18 protein-coding genes are annotated in these 22,043 nt (G+C 69.9%); 11 read left to right on the top strand and 7 right to left on the bottom strand.

The annotated features are described in order from the left end of the window. Positions 1-279 precede the first annotated feature (279 nt). Both OHT57_RS44435 and OHT57_RS44430 read right to left on the bottom strand, forming a co-directional pair. On the bottom strand, positions 280-618 hold the full coding sequence (locus OHT57_RS44435; protein WP_328752661.1) for a DUF1360 domain-containing protein: 339 nt from the start codon (positions 616-618) through the stop codon (positions 280-282). A 368-nt stretch (positions 619-986) separates the two neighbouring features. Next, positions 987-1,289, bottom strand: a complete 303-nt coding sequence (locus OHT57_RS44430) for a hypothetical protein (protein WP_328752660.1) — start codon at positions 1,287-1,289, stop codon at positions 987-989. 276 nt (positions 1,290-1,565) lie between these two features. On the opposite strand from OHT57_RS44430, the gene OHT57_RS44425 reads away from it, so the two are divergent. Further along, entirely contained in the window at positions 1,566-1,781 is a 216-nt protein-coding gene (locus tag OHT57_RS44425; protein ID WP_328752659.1) for a DUF4177 domain-containing protein, read from the top strand. A 172-nt stretch (positions 1,782-1,953) separates the two neighbouring features. Here the strand turns inward: OHT57_RS44425 and OHT57_RS44420 are convergent, their stop codons facing one another. Next, positions 1,954-2,916: a phosphotransferase family protein gene (locus tag OHT57_RS44420; protein ID WP_328752658.1), complete on the bottom strand. Its 963-nt coding sequence runs from the start codon at positions 2,914-2,916 to the stop codon at positions 1,954-1,956. Between the two features lie 380 nt (positions 2,917-3,296). Further along, complete coding sequence (locus OHT57_RS44415; protein ID WP_328752657.1) at positions 3,297-3,731, bottom strand: ATP-binding protein; 435 nt, start codon at positions 3,729-3,731, stop codon at positions 3,297-3,299. A 206-nt stretch (positions 3,732-3,937) separates the two neighbouring features. On the opposite strand from OHT57_RS44415, the gene OHT57_RS44410 reads away from it, so the two are divergent. The 8 genes from OHT57_RS44410 (at position 3,938) to OHT57_RS44375 (ending at position 17,974) form a co-directional block, all read left to right on the top strand. Next, positions 3,938-4,303, top strand: coding sequence for an STAS domain-containing protein (locus tag OHT57_RS44410; protein WP_328752656.1), 366 nt, complete (start codon positions 3,938-3,940; stop codon positions 4,301-4,303). Positions 4,304-5,360: 1,057 nt separating this feature from the next. Then, a complete protein-coding gene (locus OHT57_RS44405; protein ID WP_328752655.1) occupies positions 5,361-9,632 on the top strand; it encodes a HAMP domain-containing protein in 4,272 nt (1,423 codons plus the stop codon). A 53-nt stretch (positions 9,633-9,685) separates the two neighbouring features. Continuing rightward, the gene (locus tag OHT57_RS44400; protein ID WP_328752654.1) at positions 9,686-12,127 is read left to right on the top strand and encodes a SpoIIE family protein phosphatase; all 2,442 of its coding nucleotides are present in this window, start codon (positions 9,686-9,688) and stop codon (positions 12,125-12,127) included. A gap of 637 nt (positions 12,128-12,764) precedes the next feature. Then, a complete protein-coding gene (locus OHT57_RS44395) occupies positions 12,765-14,450 on the top strand; it encodes a ribonuclease J (protein ID WP_328752653.1) in 1,686 nt (561 codons plus the stop codon). A 188-nt stretch (positions 14,451-14,638) separates the two neighbouring features. Then, positions 14,639-15,703 carry a LacI family DNA-binding transcriptional regulator gene (locus OHT57_RS44390; RefSeq protein ID WP_328752652.1) on the top strand — a complete coding sequence of 355 codons (1,065 nt, stop codon included), beginning with the start codon at positions 14,639-14,641 and terminating at the stop codon, positions 15,701-15,703. Positions 15,704-15,773: 70 nt separating this feature from the next. Beyond that, positions 15,774-16,004 carry a hypothetical protein gene (locus OHT57_RS44385; RefSeq protein ID WP_328752651.1) on the top strand — a complete coding sequence of 77 codons (231 nt, stop codon included), beginning with the start codon at positions 15,774-15,776 and terminating at the stop codon, positions 16,002-16,004. 231 nt (positions 16,005-16,235) lie between these two features. Beyond that, the gene (locus OHT57_RS44380) at positions 16,236-16,439 is read left to right on the top strand and encodes a hypothetical protein (protein WP_328752650.1); all 204 of its coding nucleotides are present in this window, start codon (positions 16,236-16,238) and stop codon (positions 16,437-16,439) included. A 296-nt stretch (positions 16,440-16,735) separates the two neighbouring features. After that, positions 16,736-17,974, top strand: a complete 1,239-nt coding sequence (locus tag OHT57_RS44375; RefSeq protein WP_328753503.1) for a PP2C family protein-serine/threonine phosphatase — start codon at positions 16,736-16,738, stop codon at positions 17,972-17,974. Between the two features lie 177 nt (positions 17,975-18,151). On the opposite strand, the gene OHT57_RS44370 is transcribed toward OHT57_RS44375, so the two are convergent. Continuing rightward, a complete protein-coding gene (locus OHT57_RS44370; protein ID WP_053751759.1) occupies positions 18,152-18,355 on the bottom strand; it encodes a cold-shock protein in 204 nt (67 codons plus the stop codon). A 502-nt stretch (positions 18,356-18,857) separates the two neighbouring features. Here OHT57_RS44370 and OHT57_RS44365 point away from each other — a divergent pair. Next, entirely contained in the window at positions 18,858-19,217 is a 360-nt protein-coding gene (locus tag OHT57_RS44365; RefSeq protein ID WP_328752649.1) for a hypothetical protein, read from the top strand. 212 nt (positions 19,218-19,429) lie between these two features. On the opposite strand, the gene OHT57_RS44360 is transcribed toward OHT57_RS44365, so the two are convergent. After that, the gene (locus OHT57_RS44360; RefSeq protein WP_328752648.1) at positions 19,430-20,032 is read right to left on the bottom strand and encodes a TetR/AcrR family transcriptional regulator; all 603 of its coding nucleotides are present in this window, start codon (positions 20,030-20,032) and stop codon (positions 19,430-19,432) included. 89 nt (positions 20,033-20,121) lie between these two features. Between OHT57_RS44360 and OHT57_RS44355 the strand changes: the two genes are divergently transcribed. Further along, positions 20,122-21,261 (top strand): acyl-CoA dehydrogenase family protein, encoded by a 1,140-nt coding sequence (locus OHT57_RS44355; RefSeq protein ID WP_328752647.1) that lies wholly within the window; start codon positions 20,122-20,124, stop codon positions 21,259-21,261. Between the two features lie 326 nt (positions 21,262-21,587). On the opposite strand, the gene OHT57_RS44350 is transcribed toward OHT57_RS44355, so the two are convergent. Next, entirely contained in the window at positions 21,588-22,037 is a 450-nt protein-coding gene (locus OHT57_RS44350) for a hypothetical protein (RefSeq protein ID WP_328752645.1), read from the bottom strand. Between the last annotated feature and the right edge of the window lie 6 nt (positions 22,038-22,043).

The following is a 22,043-nucleotide window of genomic DNA, read 5'->3' as shown; positions in this document are numbered from 1 at the left end:
CCAAGTTCCCAGGACGTCTGCGGATAACCGCAGCGCCGCACGCCCGGAGCGGGCGCCCCGCAGACGAGGGGGATTCCGTGCTTACGGGACGCGGCTGGGGCGTCGAGGGCGGGGCAGGCCCGGTTTGCAGTCGGGACACGGGTGGAACGACCGCGGGAGACCGAGGCACGCCGTCGGCCCGGGCTGTACCTCGGTTCGATTCCGGCCGCGAGGGCACCGCGGTCGGAATCGCACCCGAGTGCCGGGTCCCGGGCCCGCGAACTTCGTCCGCGCGGGTGGTCAGGCGCCGGTTGTCCGGTCCGTCAGCGCGGTGTACGTCAGCTGCAGCACGTCCGCACCGGCCAACGCGGCGAGCGCCCCCATCGCGGTACGCGTCGCGCGAGGCACCAGCAGCCGACCGGCGGTCAAGGTCGAGGCCACCCGGACGCCCCTACAGAACGGGCAGGGCAACAGCTCACCCACGGTGTCCTTGCCGGCCTCGGTCCGCGCCTCCTCATGCAGCTCTGCCGGACCCTGCGGACCGACGTACGTAGTGAAGGGGGCCCGGAGCGGGCTGCTCACGGACGCCTTGCTGAGCAGCCCGCTGAGCCGGAAGGTGGCCCCCGAGGTCAACAGCACGTCCCAGGGTTCCGGCCGGTCCGGAAGGGGGCGCCCGCGAAGCCGTACCACCGTCGCCCAGCTCGCCGTGTACACGCTGAACAGACCGCCGGCCCTGCCGCCCGGGGCAGGTGTCGGGCAGGGCCGGCTCGTGGGGCGCCCAGGGACGTCTTGGCGACACGGGCTGCGTTTCAGTAGCGCGCCTCGCACTCGACGACGAACCGACTCGGCGCCACCCGCCCCTATCGCGCTGCGCCCGGTAGTGCGGCCGCAGGCGCACGGTGTCCGCCCTCGCGTTGTCGGCACACCGGTTGGCGGGAATCCCGCTGCTGGACGCCGTTGTGTCATCCGACGTCGGTGCCTTCGGAACCACTCGTCCCGAAGTGTGTTCAGGACCCGGAAACCGCGTGGCGCCCGGACGCGCGGCGAGGTGCGACGTGGTGCGCGGGCCGGGGCGCGTCCGCGGTCTCGAGGTGCCGCAGCCACCAGCCGGCCATGAACAGCAGGGAGCTGAAGACGACCAGGAGGAGCACCGATGTCCACATGGGCCGACCGCCGGGAGAGTCCCACGCCGTCCACGCGGTCGTTGCCGCCCACAGGACGACGCCTGCCGCGTAGAAGGCGCGAATGCGGCGCAGTTGCCTCGCGGCCCGCACGGTCCTGAGGCCATGGTCATGAGTGTGCAGTGCCATGCCGCTCCGTGTACCCCGATCCCCGCCGTCCACCGGACGGAAGAACATCAAGGTGGGCCGCTCAGCGGTCCGTTGAGGGAAGGCGGCCTGTCCGTGGAACCGACGGCAGTTGGCCGGCCCACGGTCGGGAACTCCGCTCCCGCCCGATCTTCAGACGGATGTTGACGAACCGAGAGGCTCTTCCGCTGGACGGCGACCGGCCTGCCACGCCTGCTGAGCTCCATGATTGGCTGACCCCGATCACCACAACCGCCACACGGGAAGGACGGTGCAGCCATGAGCCACGGTTACGCCTACGAGTACAAGGTCGTCACCTTCAGGGAGTCGCTGATCGGCGACGCACTGGACAGCGACAAGCTGGAGAAAGTCCTCAACAAGCACGCGGAGGACGGGTGGCAGCTCAAGGCCATCACGTCCGCCGACGTCAAGGGCCGTATCGGTCCCGGCGCGGTCGAGGGCCTGCTCCTCACCCTTGAACGGCCCCGCGCGTAGCGGACGTCTGCGCTCACCCGCTCTTCGGATCCCGCCAGATCACTCACGCGGCGCAGGGGGTTCGGCTACCGGAGCGGTCACAGGTCGCCGCGGGTGAGTGCCGTCGCCTGATGCGAGGCAGGGCGCGGGCAATGGCGTTTCGACGCCGTGCCCGCACCCGAGCCTCCTTGGTTCAACTCGCCGCGTTCAGCAGGGCGGTGACGTAGGCATCCAGCCGTTCCTCCACGGCCCGCGTCGTCAGCTCCGTCCTGCCGGCCTCCCGCCACGGCTGCGACGCCACCCGCACCTCTTCCGAGAACGCCAGCCCGTCACGCACCTGCCAGTACAACCGCTCGCTCGCGTCCGCGGCCAGCACCCCGCCGGCCTCCTCATAGGCCTCAGCGAACCGCAGACCCCACTCCGGACCGAGCAACAGCGCAAGATTGGTGGAGCAGTGCGCCACATCGAGATCGGCCGGGCCCCAGGAAGCCCCCGCCCAGTCGACCACGCCGGTGATCCGGGGACCGGCCGGGCCTGAGGGCGTCACGTCGAACAGCACATTGCCGGGGTGGAAGTCCCGGTGCAGAAACCGCCCCGCAAAGGGCGGAACGGGCCCTCGGATCACATCGATCGCCGCCGCCCACACCGCCGCGTCGGCGCCCCTCGGCACCACTACGGTGTCGGCGGTCGTCAGCGTCACGTAGTCCCTGGGCCGGGTGGCAGGTCGCACCGCGTGGATGGCCACAAGTTGACGGGCCAGCAGCGGAACGCACGCCTCCAGGCCCCCGTCGTCGATGACGGTCCGGCCCGCCAGATGCGTCATCAGGAGCGACGGATACTCGCACTGCGCGGCAATCGGATCCACCGCGACCAGTTCAGGAGCAACCACGCCGGTCCCCGCGAGCAGGGTCAGAGCGGCGGTCTCCCGGTGCAACAGGTCCTCGGCGTGCTCCACGTAGAACGGGTCGACGTAACTCCGCAGCACCAGGGCACGGCTGCCTCCGCCGCGCGCAGCGACGGTCAGCCGCCGTATCTCGGCAGTGACACCGCCGTGCAACACCTCGGTTCCGACGATCCGCTCTCCGGCATCCAGATGCCGACCGACCCACGCCAGGGTCAACGGTCGAACGGCCCCCGCCGCGTCGTGGTTTGTCACCGAGCCACCCCATCATCCGGGCGGCGACCGCGCAAAGGGTTACCAGCCACCGTGCCCGACCGGATCATGGACCTCGACGCCACCGGCGACGCCACCCGCACCGACCGGGCCTTCCGCGACTTCCTCGGCGCGGTCGAGCACCTGTCCCCCGGGCAGCCCTCAAGCGTCGGCCGCTCCCAGGAGCACCCCGACAGCACGGCCGACGCCGACACGTCGTCAGGCAGGGCCGCGCCTTCGGACGCGACCATGGCCAACGAACGGCACGGCGGGGTCGAGTGCCTCACCGCGGCCGAGCCACCGAGAGCGGAACACGTAGGTCGTCGTCGTCGTGATTCACCGCGTCGGCCCGGGCCCGATCGAGACTCGGTCCCAGCTCTCGTTCAGCCGTCGAAGCCCAGTAGCGGATCGTCGAACAAGGCGAGCCGGACGGTGACGCACTTGCCGACCGTCTCGCGCCGCACCTCGAAACTCTGCACCACCGCCATCACGATCTCCAGACCGTGCTGTCCGACCCGTCCGACATCGGCGGCCCGGGCCAGCGGCAGCACGGGCTCGGAGTCCCAGACGGCGATCTCGAGTGAGCTGTCGACGATGCGCAGCTGCAGCAGCACGGGTCCGGGCGCGTACTTCAGCGCGTTGGTGACCAGCTCACTGACGACCAACTGCGCCAGGTCCATGGTGCGGGCCGACACGGGCACCCCGTGCTCGGACTGGGCCCGAGTCAGGAACACGGCAGCCTGGCTGCGTGCGCCGGCGATACAGCCGTCCGCCCCGTCCAGTGCCACGGTTACCTCGGCAGGCGTGGCATCCGGCATCCGGGAACACTCCTCGGGCGGGACAGGCTCCCTGCTGGTGATCTGCATTACCCCGTTCATGGCGGCGCATCTACCCTGCAATTGCCGTACTACTCCTGCGCCACGAGTAATGAATGGGCCTCTTGGGGGCATCACACCGGGATCGCGGGGCAGCGGTGGCAACAAGGGACGCGGCACAGCCCCCACCGAGCGCGTGGAGGACAGAAGTGGCAGACAACCAGGAAGCAGTGGGCCGCGGCGGACTGTCCGTGATCCGCACCGACACCGACGGTGTCACCGTTCTCGACCTTTACGGAGAGATCGACTACCAGACCGTGGATGCCCTGACGCAGGCCATGCCGTCGGCGGACGCCGCCGCCGTGCAGCGCATCGTGATCGACATGAGCCAGGTGACCTTCATGGACTCCAGCGGCGTGAATGCCCTGATCGTCGCCTACCAGGCCGCTACAGGCGGAAAGGGTTGGCTGCGGCTCGCGGGGGTCCGTGGGGCCGTGCTGCGCACCCTGCAACTAGTGGGGATCGACAGTGTCATCACCTGTCACCCGACCGTTGAGGACGCGCTCACGCCGTGACCGACCACGACATCGCGCGCGGGGAGAGCATCGGTACAGACCGATGCCCGGCGATGACTCCCGTAGCTCACCGGTGGGCATTTCGGCCAGGGGGCGGCCGGGTTCAGGCCTTTCTGCGTCTGGTGACCGCGCAGGCCGCCGCTGGATCGACGAGGCGTCCGCGTGCGGTGGCGAGCGCTCTACGACGCGCACCGGCCGCCCGTGACCGTCGCCGCCCGCAGGTGACCGCCGGTGCCGGGGCGGACCACCGCCCGCGGCCGGGCACACGGCCGCACTGCGTGCCGTACTGGGTGGTGTCGACCGTCTTTTCCACGCCTCGGCGGGCGCGCAGCTGTGGCGCGATCACGGCGCGCCGAGAGACCACCGGCCTGCCGTCGTGCCCGGCCTCGGCGCGCATCTCGAAGCAGCGCGGTTCGCGTCCCGTCCCGGCACGGCGTGCCGTCGGCAGTCGTCGGCCCGTAAGTGGCCCTTACGGGTCGTCGCGGCCCGCCGTTGGTCCTGGGCTGCCGTCGCCCTGGAGGGGGGTGACATTCCGGAGCGGCCGCGCCGGCAGCCGCGGATTGCCTGCGTACGCCCCTCTCGTCCCCCTGGGTGCCGTCGACGACCGTGAAGAGCCGACCGCCGACGGCATCCGGTGCGGCGCCGCGGTCCCGAAATCGAACATCGTGCCGACGGGCTCCCTCGCGAGCATCGCGTGTCCCGCCGGACTGCCCTGATCACTGTCCCCAGCAGGGGCTTCTGCCCGCCCCACCAGGTGCCACTCCCCCGCGCTCGGGCCCCGCGCCGACCGGTGCACAGTCGGCAGGAACCGCAGGGCGAAACCTCTAGGAGTACCCCGGCCCAGCCGTGCCATACCCAATTCCTTCACACTTTTTTCGACGGGTTCAGCCGCCCGCGCCGAGCGTTGGTGGCGGCTCGGGAACTGCGTTAATCTTCGACGGATTTCTCAGCGGGCATATTCGCAATCCGAGGGATCATCGCAGGTGAACGGGTTCTAGCACGGACCCGGCGCGGTTCCGAGTCCTCGGGGTGGGGACTCTTGGGGAACGGAACGAGGATGCGCATGAGCGGCAAGACGGACGTCCAGGAGAAGGCGTCGGGCGAGCAGGAGCTGCGGCAGTTGCTGGCGGGTCTGACCGCCGTGCGGGACGGCGACTTCGGTACCCGGCTGCCGTCCGACGGACAGGGACTCCTCGGCGACATCGCCACCGTCTTCAACGGCATGGTCGACCAGCTGTCCGTGTTCACCTCGGAGGTCACCCGCGTGGCCCGCGAGGTCGGCACCGAGGGGACGCTGGGCGGTCAGGCGGAGGTGCCGGGGGTCTCCGGCACCTGGGCGGATCTCACCGACTCGGTCAACGCCATGGCAGGCAACCTGACCACGCAGGTCCGCGACATCGCCCAGGTGGCGACGGCCGTGGCCAAGGGTGATCTCTCGCAGAAGATCGACGTTCCCGCGCGCGGGGAGATCCTCCAGCTCAAGGAGACCGTCAACACGATGGTCGACCAGCTGTCGTCGTTCGCGGCGGAGGTCACCCGCGTCGCCCGCGAGGTCGGCAGCGAGGGACGTCTGGGCGGTCAGGCCCAGGTGCCCGGGGTCGGCGGCGTCTGGCGCGATCTGACAGATTCCGTCAACTTCATGGCGGGCAACCTCACCTCCCAGGTCCGCAACATCGCCCAGGTGACGACGGCGGTGGCGCAGGGCGACCTCTCCCAGAAGATCACCGTCGACGCCCGCGGCGAGATCCTCGAACTCAAGAACACCATCAACACGATGGTCGACCAGCTCTCCGCCTTCGCCGACGAAGTCACCCGCGTCGCCCGCGAGGTCGGCACCGAGGGACGTCTGGGCGGTCAGGCCGACGTCAAGGGCGTCAAGGGCACCTGGCGCGACCTCACCGACTCAGTGAACTTCATGGGCGGCAACCTCACCGCGCAGGTCCGCAACATCGCCCAGGTGGCCACGGCGGTCGCGCAGGGCGACCTCTCCCAGAAGATCACCGTCGACGCCCGCGGCGAGATCCTCGAACTCAAGAACACCATCAACACGATGGTCGACCAGCTCTCCGCCTTCGCCGACGAAGTCACCCGCGTCGCCCGCGAGGTCGGCACCGAGGGCAACCTCGGCGGACAGGCGATCGTCCGGGGCGTGTCGGGGACCTGGAAGGACCTGACCGACAACGTCAACGTGATGGCGTCGAACCTGACCGGGCAGGTCCGCTCGATCGCCCAGGTGGCCACTGCCGTGGCCCGCGGCGACCTCTCGCAGAAGATCACCGTCGAGGCGAAGGGGGAGGTCGCCGCCCTGGCGGACGTCATCAACACGATGGTCGACACGCTGTCCGCGTTCGCCAACGAGGTCACCCGGGTCGCGCGCGAGGTCGGCACCGAGGGACGCCTGGGCGGTCAGGCGCACGTACCGAACGTGGCCGGCACGTGGAAGGACCTCACCGACAACGTCAACTCGATGGCCAACAACCTCACCGGGCAGGTGCGCAACATCGCCCTGGTGACGACCGCGGTGGCCAACGGCGATCTGTCGAAGAAGATCGACGTCGACGCCCGCGGCGAGATCCTCGAACTCAAGACCACCATCAACACGATGGTCGACCAGCTGTCGTCGTTCGCCGCCGAAGTCACCCGCGTCGCCCGCGAGGTCGGCAGCGAGGGGCGGCTCGGTGGACAGGCCGAGGTCGAGGGCGTCGAGGGCACGTGGAAGCGGCTGACGGAGAACGTCAACGAACTGGCCGGGAACCTCACCCGGCAGGTGCGCGCGATCGCCGAGGTCACCAGCGCCGTCGCCGAGGGCGACCTGACCCGCTCGATCACCGTGGAGGCCTCGGGCGAGGTCGCCGATCTCAAGGACAACATCAACTCCATGGTGGAGTCCCTGCGGGAGACCACACGGGCCAACCAGGAGCAGGACTGGCTCAAGACGAACCTCGCCCGCATCTCCAGCCTGATGCAGGGCCATCGTGACCTGCCCGTGGTCGCCGAGTTGATCATGGACGAACTCACGCCGCTCGTCGCGGCGCAGTACGGCGCCTTCTACCTGGCGGAGGACGCCGAACGCGGTCCCGAACTGCGGCTGGTGGGCTCGTACGGCTGTCCCGACGACGAGGACCGTCCCACCCGCATCCCCGTCGGACGGTCGCTGGTCGGCCAGGCGGCGCGCAATCGCCGTCCGGTCACCGTGGAGGAGCTGCCGGAGGGCTACGTCACCATCTCCTCGGGCCTCGGGCAGGCGGTGCCCAATGCCCTGGTGGTGCTGCCCATCGTGGCCGAGGAGCAGGTCCTGGGCGTCATCGAGCTGGCCTCCGTCAGCCGCTTCACCCAGATCCACCAGGACTTCCTGGCGCAGCTGATGCCGACCATCGGCGTCAACCTCAACACCATCGTGGCCAACGTCCGTACCGACGAACTGCTGGACGAGTCCCAGCGTCTGACCGGGGAACTCCAGGCCAGGTCGGAGGAGTTGCAGGTCCAGCAGGACGAACTGCAGCGCTCCAACGCGGAACTCGAGGAGAAGGCCTCCCTGCTGGTCTCGCAGAACCGCGACATCGAGGCCAAGAACCTCCAGATCGAGCAGGCACGGCAGGAACTGGAGACCCGGGCCCAGCAGTTGTCGCTGGCGTCCAAGTACAAGTCGGAGTTCCTGGCCAACATGAGCCACGAGCTGCGCACCCCGCTCAACAGCCTGCTGATCCTGGCCCAGTTGCTGGCGCAGAACCCCTCGCGCAACCTCACCCCGAAGCAGGTCGAGTACGCGGGCATCATCCACTCGGCGGGCTCGGACCTGCTCCAGCTGATCAACGACATCCTCGACCTGTCCAAGGTCGAGGCCGGCAAGATGGACGTCACTCCCGAGCGGGTGCCGTTGCGCAAGCTCCTGGAGTACGTCGAGGCGACGTTCAAGCCGATGACGACGCAGAAGAGCCTCGACTTCACGGTGGCCATCGCGCCCGGGACACCGGCGGACCTGCTCACCGACGACTCCCGGCTGCGCCAGATCCTGCGCAACCTGCTGTCGAACGCGGTGAAGTTCACCGAGCGGGGCGGCGTGGAACTCCGTATCGAACCCGCCGCCGACCGTGAGGTGCCCCCGAGCGTGCACCGGGGCGGGCCCATCGTGGCGTTCCGGGTCAAGGACACCGGCATCGGCATCCCCCACCAGCAACTGGAGACCATCTTCGGGGCGTTCCAACAGGCAGACGGCACCACCAGCCGCAAGTACGGCGGAACCGGCCTCGGGCTGTCGATCACCCGGGAGATCGCCCAACTGCTGGGCGGCGCCGTCGCCGTCGACAGCACACCCGGTCAGGGCAGCACGTTCACCATGTATCTGCCCGTGGCGCGCGCCGACTTCAAGGAGGTCCTGGACGGCAACGGCCGACCCTTGGAGCAGCTCGACGTCACCATGGCGGCCGAGACCTCGTCGGCGCCCCGTGCCCTGTCCGGTCCCGCGCCCGAGCACCGCCGGCGCCGTCTGCTGGTCATCGAGGAACGCCCGCGCGGTCTGCTCACGCTCGTCGCGGAGCGCGCCGTCGCGGACATCGCGCAGGACCCCGGCGATCCGCACGGGGCGATCGACATCATCACCGCCGTCGGTGCCCAGGAGGCGGCCGCCACCCTGGCCGCCGAGCCCTGCCACTGCGTCGTCCTCGAACTGGGCATGCCCGACGACGAGGGCGCGGACTTCCTCGCGGCCATGGGCGGCGACTCCGCGCTCGCCAGCGTGCCCGTCCTCATCCACACCGGCCATCGCGTCGACCTCGCCCACGAGCAGACACTGCGCTCCCGCGCCGGCGACCGGCCGCTGGACTTCCTCGCCAGCCTGGACGAACTGCGCGAGCGCATCACCCTGCACCTGTCGGCCGAGCAGCCGGGCGACGTGCTGTCGCTGGTGCGCGCCGAGGACACACAGCGCCCCACCGCGCAGGTCGTGGACGACTCCTTCGTCGGCCGTACGGTCCTCGTGGTCGACGACGACGCACGCAACCTCTTCGCGCTCAGCGGAGTGCTGGAACTGCACGGCTTCCAGGTCCTGCACGCGGACAACGGCCGCAAGGGCATCGAGATGCTGCTCGCCCACCCGGACATCTGCCTGGTCCTGATGGACGTGATGATGCCGGAGATGGACGGCTACGCCGCCACCATGGAGATCCGCACGATGCCCCGGTACGCGGAGCTTCCCATCATCGCCGTCACCGCGAAGGCGATGCCGGGCGACCAGGAGAAGAGTCTCGCCTCGGGAGCCAACGACTACGTCACCAAGCCCGTCGACACCAACGACCTCATCAGCCGCGTCCGAAACTGGCTGCCCGCGTGACCAGGTGTCACAGCCACCGCGCCCAGCAGCCGACCGCGTGAGGAACAGCCACCGTGAGTGATCCCCAGCAACCGCCCGAACCGCAGGGCACCGCTCAGGACCCGTGGGAGAGCGGACCAGCAGCCAACGGTGAGGCGGACCGCCTCGGACAGACCTCCCGGGTCGGCAGGCTCGCGGCGACCGTGGAGCGACTGCGCCGCGAGGTGCGGGAGGCGCAGGCCGAGGCGGACGGGCGCGCCCTGATCGAACTGGCCAAGGGCATCCTGGTCGAGCGGTTGAGGTGCGGGCCCACGCAGGCCGCGCGGCAGCTCGCCGAACTCGCCGGGCAGGCAGGGGTGTCGCCTCTCGAGTTCGCGGTCGACGTCATCAACCAGGCATCCCGCGACCGGCTCTCCGAGGTGACCAACGCCTTCCTGGCGACCACCACGGCGGTCACCGGGCCCGACGCCTCGCCGGACAGCCCTTCCTCCGCCGTACGGCTGCGGGCCGCCGAGAGCGGTGCGCTGGCCGCCCAGGACACCCAGGCCGTCGCCGACTCGCTGCTGGAGCACGCCCTGACCCCGCTGGGCGCGGAGGCGGTGGCCATCTGGACGCTGGAGGCCGACGGCTCTCTCGCCCTGGCCGGCAGCGCCGGGTTCTCCGCGGCCGAGGCCGAGCGCTGGCGGCATGTGCCGCCCGGTGTGGCGACCGTGGCACGGCGCGGACTCGGCGAGCGGTCGGGGCACTGGGTCCGCAGCCTGTCGGAGACGGGCCTGCCCTCCATCGGCCGGCACCACCACCCCGACGGCGGCCGGTTCGCCGTACCGGCCGGGACCGGCGGGCGTATCCACGGAGTGCTGGAGATCTCCTGGCCCACTCCACTGGAGCATCCCCGCCCGCAGATCGTCCGCCAGATCGAGGCCCTGGCCGAGCTGTGCGCGCACACCCTGGAGACCTACACGCCCCACCACGGCGACGCCGACCCGGGCCCCGGGCCTCTGCCGGAGGTCACCGAACTCATGGACCTGGCCGACGGGCTGCATGATCCGACCCTGGTGCTGGTACCGCACCTGGACGCGGACGGTGAGCTGGTCGACTTCCGCATCCACCATGTCAACAGCCGCTTCCTGGACCCCGCAGGCCGCCCGCGCGGCGTGATCAACGGCGCGCTGCTGCTGGAGACGTATCCGATGGCGGCCGGCCAGAGCGAGCTGTTCGAGCGCGTCGAACGTGTCTACGCCACCGGCGAGCCCTACCGCGCCCGCCGCATAAGGCTCACCGCCCTGGTCGACGACGTCCCCCTCGCGGCGGTCGCCGACATCAACATCAGCCGCCACGGCGGCAGCGTCCTGCTCATCTGGCGCATCGAGGACGAGACGGCCCGACTGGCCAGCCTCCTCCAGCACGCCCAGCGCCTGGGCCGCATCGGCGGCTTCGAGGAGAACCTCCTCACCGGCGAGATCACCTGGAACGGACAGCTCTACGAGCTCTACGGCAGGCCCGCCTCCAGCTCCCCCGTGTCGCTGGAGAACCTGCCCGCCCACGCCCACCCCGACGACGCCGTCGCCATCGGCCGCTTTGTGCGCACCGTCCTCCACCACCACCGTCCCGCGTCGGCCTCCTTCCGCCTGCAACGACCCGACGGGGTCACCCGCCACATCCGCGTCGTGGCCGAGCCGGTCCTCGACTCCGACGGCCAGGTGAACGTCCTGCGGGGCGCCTACCAGGACATCTCCGCCCACCACTGGACCGAGGTCGCCCTCGCGGCCACCCGTGACCAACTCGCCCACAGCGAGCAGCAGTCCAGTGAACGCAACCGGCTCGCCCTTCAGTTGCAGCACGCCATCATGCCCCCGACCCAGGCTCCGCTGGAGGTTCCAGGACTGCAGGTGGCCGTGCGCTACCGCCCCGCGGAGACCCAGCACCTGGTCGGCGGCGACTGGTACGACGCGGTCGTGCTGCCGTCCGGTCTGGTTCTGCTGTGCGTGGGGGACGTGGCCGGGCACGGCATCGAGGCGGCCACCGGCATGGTCGTCCTGCGCAACGCGCTGCGCGGACTCGCCGTGACGGGCGCCGGCCCCGGCCAGTTGCTGTCCTGGCTCAACATGGTCACCCACCATCTGACGGGCGCCGTCACCGCCACGGCGGTCTGCGGCCTGTACGACCCCGACCTGCACACTCTTCGCTGGGCTCGGGCAGGCCACCTGCCGCCCGTCCTGGTGCGCGCCGCCGAGGCGGCCCCGCTTCCCCTGGTCAAGGGCCTGCTGCTCGGCGCCCTGCCCGAGGCCACCTACGAAGAGCACGAAGTCCAACTCGCCGTGGGCGACACCCTGCTGATGTACACGGACGGTCTGATCGAACGCCGTGACCGGTCCGTCGAGGAGTCCCTGGCCCAGCTCCTGACGGCCGCCCGCACGGGGCTGCACGCACTGGACCAGCAGCTGGACCGCCTGCTCACCCACAGCAGGTCGGACACCGACGACGACACCTGCATCGTGGGCATCCGCCTGGCCTGAGGTGGGCGCACGTCGGGCCCGATGTCCGCGAACGGCTGCGGGCGTTCGTCCACGAGCTGCGCCGCGCCGCTTCTCCCCCCCCTCGCACCCTTCCTCGGCGGGCGGGCCGTCACGGACCTGACGCGGCGAGGAGAACCCGTCCCCTCCGGTGCACCGGTCGCGCTGCTGCGGGCCCTGGCCGCGGCCGGACCGGCTGGAACAAGCGGTGCCCCGGCAGGACCTGCGGATCCCGCTGAACCACATACCAGAACGTGTGCGCACACATGCGCAGTGGATTCGTCACCGCGGCCATCCGTGTGCGGAAAGCGGTTCACAGATCACGACGGGACCCACCGCGCGAACGGTGAACGGCGCAACACGGGACGAGACAGGAGAAAGGCGACGGCCGCCGTCGCCCTGACCTCCACGAACTCGGCGCCGAGGCCCGTCACCGACCCGACCACGGGCACCGGCGACACCAGCGGGACGCACCGCGGATCCGACTGAGCCGACGACGCGATCGCGGCCGTTCAGGACACATGTCCGGTGCCTCGCCCCGCCGATTAGCCCCAGTTCTCCGGCATCGTCCCCCGCCGGTTCGGCGGAGAGCACAGGGGCAATGGATCACCACGTCCCACTCTCCGGGTAACGTCAGGGTATGAGTCATCCGCACCCCGAACTGAAAGCCGCCCCGCCTCTTCCCGAGGGAGGGCTGCGGGTCGTCGCCCTGGGCGGCCTTGGTGAAATCGGCCGCAACATGACGGTCTTCGAGCACGCCGGCAAGTTGCTGATCGTCGACTGCGGCGTGCTGTTCCCCGAGGAGAACCAGCCCGGCGTCGACGTCATCCTGCCGGACTTCACGTCGATCCGGGACCGGCTGGACGACATCGTCGCCGTGGTGCTCACCCACGGCCACGAGGACCACATCGGCGGCGTGCCGTACCTGCTGCGCGAGCGGTCCGACATTCCCGTCGTCGGCTCCAAGCTGACACTGGCGTTCCTGGAGGCCAAGCTCAAGGAGCACGGCATCCGGCCGCGCACAGTGCGGGTCCGGGAGGGCGACCGGCGCAGCTTCGGGCCCTTCGACTGCGAGTTCGTCGCGGTCAACCACTCCATCCCGGACGGCCTCGCGGTCGCGATCCGCACGGGCGCCGGGATGGTGCTGCACACCGGCGACTTCAAGATGGACCAGTTCCCGCTCGACGAACGCATCACCGACCTGCGCGCTTTCGCCCGCCTCGGCGAGGAGGGTGTGGATCTCTTCCTCACCGACTCCACCAACGCCGAGGTACCCGGCTTCACCACCTCCGAGCGTGAGCTGAACCCCGCGATCGAGCAGGTGATGCGCACCGCGCCACGCCGCGTCATCGTATCCAGCTTCGCCAGCCATGTGCACCGCATCCAGCAGGTCCTGGACGCCGCCCACCAGCACGGCCGCAAGGTCGCCTTCGTGGGCCGGTCGATGGTCCGCAACATGGGCATCGCCCGTGACCTGGGTTATCTGAAGGTCCCGTCGGGTCTGGTCGTGAGCACGAAGGAGCTGGAGAAGCTCCCGGACCACAAGATCACTCTGGTGTGCACCGGTTCCCAGGGCGAGCCGATGGCCGCGCTGTCCCGCATGGCCAATCGCGACCACGTGATCCGCATCGGCAAGGGCGACACCGTCCTGCTCGCCAGTTCCCTCATCCCCGGCAACGAGAACGCCATCTACCGGGTGATCAACGGGCTCACCCGGTGGGGCGCCCACGTGGTCCACAAGGGCAACGCCAAGGTGCACGTCTCGGGGCACGCCAGCGCCGGCGAACTCGTCTACTGCTACAACATCGTCAAACCCCGCAACGTCATGCCCGTGCACGGCGAGTGGCGTCACCTGCGGGCCAACGGCGACCTCGCCATCCGGACCGGCGTCGACCCCGACCGGGTCGTCATCGCCGAGGACGGTGTCGTCGTCGACCTCGTCGACGGGCGCGCGTCCATCACCGGCAAGGTTCCCGCCGGCTACGTCTACGTGGACGGCATGGAGGTCGGCGGCGCCACCGAGGCGTCCCTCAAGGACCGCCTCACCCTCGCCTCCGAGGGCGTGGTCACGGTCGTGGCGATCGTCGACGCGGACACCGGGGCCCTCGCCGAGACCCCGGACTTCCTGGCCCGTGGTTTCGTCCACGACGACGCCACGTTCGAGCCGGTGATCCCCGTCATCGAGAAGACCCTGGCCACCGCGGCCCAGGAAGGTGTCGGGGACGCGCGCCAACTCGAACAGCTCCTCGCCCGCGCCGTGGCGAACTGGGCGTTCCGCGCCCACCGCCGCAGGCCCCTCATCATCCCCGTCATCATCGACGCCTGAGGAACAGCCCGGCAGCACGGACCCCGGTTCCCGCCGGGGTCCGGCACGGGAGTGCGCCGGTTCGGAACCCGCGCCGCCCGAACCCTTGACGTACAGCTTCTGGCTACGTAGACATGATCACGCGGTCAGACCGCGTGGTCATACGGATGAGCTCAGTGGATGCAGACGTACGGCCGTCGGGAGACTTCATGGCACCAGTGGTGGGACGCAGTGAGGGCTCCTCCGTGCCGCGCAGCGCGGACGTGGCCCGGCTGGCCGGGGTGTCGCGCAAGACGGTCTCGCGTGTCCTCAACAACGAGCCGTACGTCTCCGAGGAAGCCCGCACGAAAGTCCTCGCGGCCGCCGAAAGCCTCGGCTACCGGCTGAACCAGGCGGCCAGGACACTGGCCTCCGGGCGTACGGGCTCCATCGGCGTGGTCGCCCTGGGCACGGCCGGGTACGGAACCGCCTCCCTGCTCGTGCACATCGAGCGGGCCGTGCGCGACGCGGGTTACGCACTCCGCGTGGTCAACACGCCGGACGGCGACCCGACGAGCATCGCCGGTGCCGTGGAGGCGCTGCTCGAGCAGGGCGTGGACGGTGTCGTCGTCTCGGAGCCCATCGTGGAGGGCGATGTCGGCGTACGCATCGACGTGCCCGTCCTCTTCCTGGGGGCGCCGCCCTCCTTCACCGCCTCGCGCACCGTGACCATGGGCGTGGGTGCCCACGCCCTGGCTCGGGCCGCCACCGAGCACCTGCTGGATCTGGGGCACGCGACCGTTCACCATCTCGCCGGACCGCGGCGCTGGTACGCCACCAAGGACCGCATCGAGGGCTGGCGGGCGGCACTGGCCGCGCGGGGCGTACGCGAGCCGCCGCTGCTCAACGGTGACTGGTCGGCGGCCTCCGGCCATGCCGTGGGCCGTTCGCTGGCCTCGGACCGTTCTGTGACGGCCCTCTTCGCGGCGGGCGACGAGATGGCCATCGGCTTCATCCACGCCCTGCGGGAAGCCGGGCGTCGCGTGCCCGAGGACATGAGTGTCGTCGGCTTCGACGGAAATCCCGTCTTCGCCTACGTGTCCCCTCCCCTGACCACCGTGCGCCAGCCCTTCGAGGCCGCGGCCCGGGAGGGAATCCGCCTTCTCGTGCACGCGATCGGGCAACCCGACACCGACCTGCCGCGGGCGAGTGACCCACCGGTCGAACTCGTCCTCCGCGGCTCGACCGCGCCACCGCCGTCCCGCCCCGACACAGCGGGCAGACACACCACCTGAGAGCGCCCCTGGCAGAGGCGGGGAACACACCCGCCGCCAGGGCACCGCTCCGCCACTCACCGGCTGCTGTTTGAGGGGCCGGCCGGTCCCGGTCCACACCCCGCCCTCGGGTGCGCCGTCATCCGGTTCGCTGTACTTGCGGGCGCTGCGCCTGCAGCCCGACGGATCGGCCGACGGCACGGTTGTGTCGACGTGCGAGCAGTACACCTCCGGCACGCCCGTCTTCCCGATCTACGGCAGCACCGACAACGGCACCTCCTGGAGGAAGCTCACCGGCATCGCCGACACCCAGAACGGCTGAGGCACGCGCTGGGAGCCCGGACCTTTCGAACTGCCCACGGCAATAGGCGACTTCCCGGCAGGGACCATCCTGGCCACGGGTGCCTCGGTTCCCAGCGACCGGTCGGCGATCAAGATCGACGTGTACGCAAGCACCGACCGCGGGCTGAGCTGAAGCCTCGTCAGCGACATCGCCGCTGGTGGCGCCGTCTTCGACACGAACCGGAACACTCTGGTCCGGGAGGCGTACTTTGTGCCCCAGGGACCGCTCCGCGAACGAAACGAGGCGCTCCTCACCCTGCGGGAACAGGACCGAGGCGAGTACACCCGCACCTGGAGGGAACTCACCGACGTCAACGAGCACTTGGGGACCACGTTTCCCAGACCTGCCCGAGCCGTTGAACGGACCGACACCCCGCCCCTGCACACCGCCCGTATCCGCGACGAACCCACCTGACACATCAAAGCGACCGCGTGCGCCGACGGTGTCAACACCGTCGAGCCTCATCCGGTCAGATCCAGTCGGCAGCCGGCGTGAGAACCGGCGCTGGGCCGACAGGAACACCGTTCAGGGGTACTGCGGTGCACTAACATCTGCCCGACACCAGGCTTGACGCGGGCCCTTGTCCAGCCGGACCGGAACCTTGAACAACCAGCGAGCGGCGAGGAGCCACCGTGACCGCATGCGGGCCTGACGGGGAGGGTGCGCCGACCACCCGTACTCCGGAGAACGGAGAGGGCCGGGGCGGGTCGATGACCTTGGCGGGGATGCTGGCGGCCGCGGAGACCGCCTCCCCCGTGGAGTCACTCGATGTGGTGGCACGCATACTCAAGGACGATCTCGGGGCCGCGTCCGTGTCGTTCCTCATCACCGACTTCACCGGCGGCTCGGTCGTACGGCTGGGGGCGGCCGGCAGCGTGGAGACCGACAAGCCCGCCCAGCGCATCGCGCTGCTGGGCACCGTGTACGACGACGTGATCCGCACCCAGCGGCCGCGCGTGGACGACAGCGACGAGGGCGCGCTGGTTCGGATCGTCGCTCCCGTGACCAATCGCGGGGACGCCATCGGGCTCCTCGAACTGTTCCTGCCGACGACGCCGGACGCGGCGGTGATGCGGGAGATCGGCGAGGCCGCGCACGCCCTGGCGTACATCGTGATCGCGAACCGGTCCTTCACCGACGTGTACCAGTGGGGTCGCCGTACCGTCCCGCTGAGCCTGGCCGCGGAGATCCAGCACCGGCTGCTTCCGGCGTCGCTGGCGTCCGAGGCGGCGCAGTTCGCGGTGGCCGGGGCACTGGAGCCCGCCGACCACGTGGGGGGCGACACCTTCGACTACGTGATCGACCGGGACACGGTCCAGCTCTCCGTCACCGACGCCATGGGTCACGAGGTGAACGCGGCGCTGCTTGCGACCCTCCTGGTGGGTGCCCTGCGCCGGGCCCGGCGGGCCGGTGCCGATCTCGTCGAACAGGCCCGTCAGGCCGACCGGGCGATGCGAGAGCACAGCCGCGGGAGCTACGTCACCGGGCAGCTCCTGCGTATCAATCTGACCGACGGCAGTAACGAGTTCGTCAACGCCGGGCACCCCTGGCCGCTGCGGATGCGGGACGGCGAGGTGCGTGAGCTCGCTCCGAAGGTCGATATGCCGTTCGGATTCGACGCCCCTCACAGCTACCGGGTCCAGACTCTGGACCTGCGTCCGGGCGACCGGCTGGTGATGCTGACCGACGGCATGCTGGAACGCAACGCCAAACGGGTCGACCTACCCGACCTGATCGTCCGCACCCGTGCGCTGCACCCCCGTGAGGCCGCTCGCACACTCATCGCGGCCGTCGTGGACGCCCACCAGGGCCACCTGCTCGACGACGCGACCGTCATGTGCCTGGACTGGCACGGCGTCGGCCACTCCCATCGGGATGCCGCCACCGGCGCCGACCTCGGCGACGCCTCCGCCGTGTCAGGGTCGAGGCGGACCGATCCCGGGCGATGACGGGCGACGACTCGGTGGACCTCTCCGGTCCGGTTCCGGTGTGCTCCTGGCCGGACCGAACCGGCGGGGTCCGCTCCGAGTGATCGTGTCCCCCGGAGCACCCCAACAGATCGGGGCCGCGCAGCCATGGCTGCGCGGCCCCGATCCCGTTCACGCTGCTCGGGCAGAGCCCCGAGGTCAGGCCGGGGTGATGTTCTCGGCCTGCGGGCCCTTCTGACCCTGGGTGACGTCGAACGTCACGATCTGACCCTCCTGGAGCTCACGAAAGCCCGAGGAGTTGATCGCGGAGTAGTGCGCGAAGACATCCGGGCCGCCGCCGTCCTGGGCGATGAAGCCGAAGCCCTTTTCCGCGTTGAACCACTTCACAGTTCCCGTTGCCATGTCAATGCCTTCCAGTCGGTAACGCCTCCCACTCCATGTGGCAGGCGGAGGTGATCGCCCTGGTCCCTGCGGCACAGCACAGCAAAATGCCCACACCAAAGGCGCGGGCTAGAGAGAACTCCGAACCACGACAGCTGACGCTGACGCTACACGCCCACACTCCGCGTCACCATAGAAAACGATCACCTTGCACACGAGACTCTGCGCATGATCCCCACCGACACGGACGAACACACCCATCTCCCACTCCTGCCGCCGGGTTCACCCATCTGACGACGCGGCGGGACGGGCGGTGCCCCGCTGCCGTACGACAGCTACACCTACGGAACCGAGCAAGTACCCCCGGCTCGAACGGGCGGCCCCGGCGGGTTCGGCCGACCCGCTGTCGGCCACCTCGCCCGCGGGCATCGGCCCCACCTCCGGGGCGCAACCGTGAGCGCCTGCAATTCCCGGTCGTGCCGCCTGGTCATCAGCGGGACGGCCGGTAAATATAATCTGCGTCATGCCGAAGCCTGACGAACTGCTCGTTGACATCGCCACCTTGGTGGAGTCCGGGCACAGCAATCAGATGTCCCTGACCGTAGTGACCGGTGGCGCTGTCATCACCGGCCGGCTGGCTCCCGAAGCAGTGTGGAGGCAGAGGGTGTCGGACGTACTGATGGATTCCGCCCGTCTCAGCGAGTTCTCCCCCGCGTTCGCCACCCCTGCGAAGAAGGACGACCCACCCACTTACCTGCACTTCCACGTCGCCCGCATCCTGCAGGGCACGGTGGGGATCCCGGAGACGGGCGGGATGTACCGCGTGGCCATCGAGGACGTCAGCGCCTGGACGATGGGCGACTTCAGCTATTCCGACCGCTGAGCGGTCACTGCGACCGTAGCCCTCCACTACCGGTAGCACTGTGGCTTGTTGGAGCAAGCCGGCCATCGAGAATGCGGAGAGATACGGCCGTGGCGTAGCCCGGCAGGTGAAACCCTGCCGGGTCATGGCCCGGAGGATTTCGGGGTACTGAAGTCCTCCGGGCTGCCCGCTGCGCCAGAGGCCGCTCATGAGCTGTCGGCCCGGCAGCTCGGCTAGCGGGTCAGGCCTCGCAGCAGGAGCTCGGAGAGCTGGGCGTAGGCCTCGGCGTCGCGAAGGCCGGTGGCCGCGGTGACCCGGCGCTGCTGGATGCGGACCATCACCGAGGTGATGACGTCGGCGGCGAAGGCCACGTGCACATCGCGGAACACGCCCGCCGCGACGCCTTCGTCGATCAGCTGCTCCACCCGGCCGGCGGCTGCTCGTGTGTTGCGTTCGTAGACCTCCGCAGCCGGCTCGAACCCGGCCACGTCGTCGAAGAACCGCGGAGACAGGGGGCCGAGCTCCGCCGCCACGGCGTGGAGATAAGCCGCCAGCCGGGCCGCCGGATCACTCTCGGCCGCCAAGGCCGCATCGACTCGTTCGGTGGCCCCCCGGAAGAAGTGCACCACCACGGCCCGGACCAGTTGTTCCTTGCTACCGGCCAGCCCGTACAGCGTGCGCTTCGAACACCGCAGCCGTGCCGCGAGGTCGTCCAGGGTGAAGTGGACGAAGCCTTCTTCGGTGAGCAGCGCCACGAGCGCCTCGAACAGCTCGGAGCGCCGGGCGGCACCCCGGCCCGCGGGCTTCGGGCCGGTTGGGGTGGAGGCCTTGATCATCCGGTCAGTATCCCAGGCGTGACATCCCGCCCATAAGAGCTACGCTAAGCGGTACTGACGTACCTCTCTGAGTACCGCTTGGAGTTTCGATGACTGTCGACCGCATGCTTCCCACTCAGGAGGCCGAGGACCTGATCGCCCTGACCCGCGAACTCGCCGAGAAGGAACTCGGCAAGCGGGTCGAGGAGCACGAGGTCGACGAGGCCTACCCCGAGGGCCTGTTCGCCGTCCTCGGCCGGGCCGGTCTGCTGGGCCTGCCCTACCCGGAGGAATTCGGGGGCGGGGGCCAGCCGTACGAGGTGTACCTGCAGGTCCTGGAGGAACTGGCGAGTCAGTGGGCGGCGGTCGCCGTGGCCACCAGCGTGCACACGCTGGCCTGCCACCCGGTGCACGCCTTCGGCACCCCGGCACAGAAGGAGGGCTGGCTGCCCCGGATGCTCACCGGTGAGCTCCTCGGCGGCTACAGCCTCTCCGAGCCGCAGGCCGGCTCGGACGCGGCAGCCCTGACCTGCAAGGCAGAACACACCGCGGAGGGCTACCGCATCACCGGGACCAAGGCATGGATCACCCACGGCGGCAAGGCCGACTTCTACGCCCTCTTCGCCCGCACCGCGCCGGGCAGCCAGGGGATTTCCTGCTTCCTGGCCCCGGGTGCGGCCGAGGGCCTCTCGTTCGGGCGGCCCGAACGCAAGATGGGACTGCATTCCATCCCCACCACCTCGGCCATGTGGGACGGGGCGGTCATCGGCACCGACCGGTTGATCGGTGCCGAAGGCCAGGGCCTGGAGATCGCGTTCAGCGCCCTCGACAGTGGTCGTCTCGGTATCGCGGCGTGCGCCACCGGGCTCGCCCAGGCGGCCCTGGACACGGCCGTCGCCTACGCCAACGAGCGCACCACCTTCGGCCGCAAGATCGTCGACCACCAGGGGCTGGGCTTCCTCCTCGCAGACATGGCCGCGGCGGTGGACTCCGCCCGCGCCACCTACCTGGACGCCGCCCGCCGCCGTGATCTCGGCCGTCCCTTCAGCCGCCAGGCCAGCGTCGCCAAACTGGTGGCCACGGACGCCGCCATGAAGGTCACCACCGACGCCGTCCAGGTACTGGGTGGCTACGGCTACACTCGCGACTTCCCCGTCGAGCGCTACATGCGCGAGGCGAAGATCATGCAGATTTTCGAGGGAACGAACCAGATCCAGCGGCTGGTCATCAGTCGCCACCTCGCCCACTGACACAGCCCCGCCGACATCTCGGGCACAGGCACCCGCAGCGCGGAACCACGGACACCTACCCCTCCCTCCGCCCCTCCCCTCGTCCAGGTTCACCCGCTCGGTGCGGTGTCAGGGGGGCGGGCTGTCCGAAGCGTTGCTGCAACCGCTTCGGGGCGGCTGATGCCGAGGCCGTTGCCGACGAGAACTCCTCCTGGCACACCGGAGCCGAGAAACTGGGCGCCGGCATGCGTGTGTGAACCTCGAAGTCCCCTTCAGGTGAGCGTCTCGTACGACCCCATCGGCAACGCCCGCCGGAGCAACACCTCGTGACGGACCGTCAGTTCTGGTCATCCGTCAGCGCGGACTTCGCTCTCGCGGTCCCGTTCGTCCAGTGGCTCCTGCCACTCCATCGCCGCACTGCCGATCGAGAACTCCTGTCGGCCGAAGGGCCGCAGTCGACGGCCGGTGGCCACCACCACTCCGTTCTCGAAGTAGTACAGCCGTGATGTCGGGCCGCCCGGACGCCGCAGGTGTCGGAGCCAGAACATCATCGCAACGCATTCCACTGCCACCGCCATGGCGAGAACCACGAAAGGAAGCCGCAGCCACCAGTGACCGTCGTCAAGCCCGCGGAGAAGATATGGCGCGTCGTATCCGCACACGACGGCCAGCGGAACGAAGAGTATCCATGACGAACCGCCGGGTCTGCTGGGTGAATTGTCGGGGCACGCGAACTCCGTGTAACGGCCGAAGCCGCGCGCGGCCGCCATCTCCAACGCCTGCTCGTGTTCCCGCATGACGTC

The organism is Streptomyces sp. NBC_00285, from assembly GCF_036174265.1.
Taxonomy (GTDB): domain Bacteria; phylum Actinomycetota; class Actinomycetes; order Streptomycetales; family Streptomycetaceae; genus Streptomyces.
Note: the sequence above shows the minus strand (reverse complement) of the source record. Positions and strands in the feature narration are given on the sequence as shown.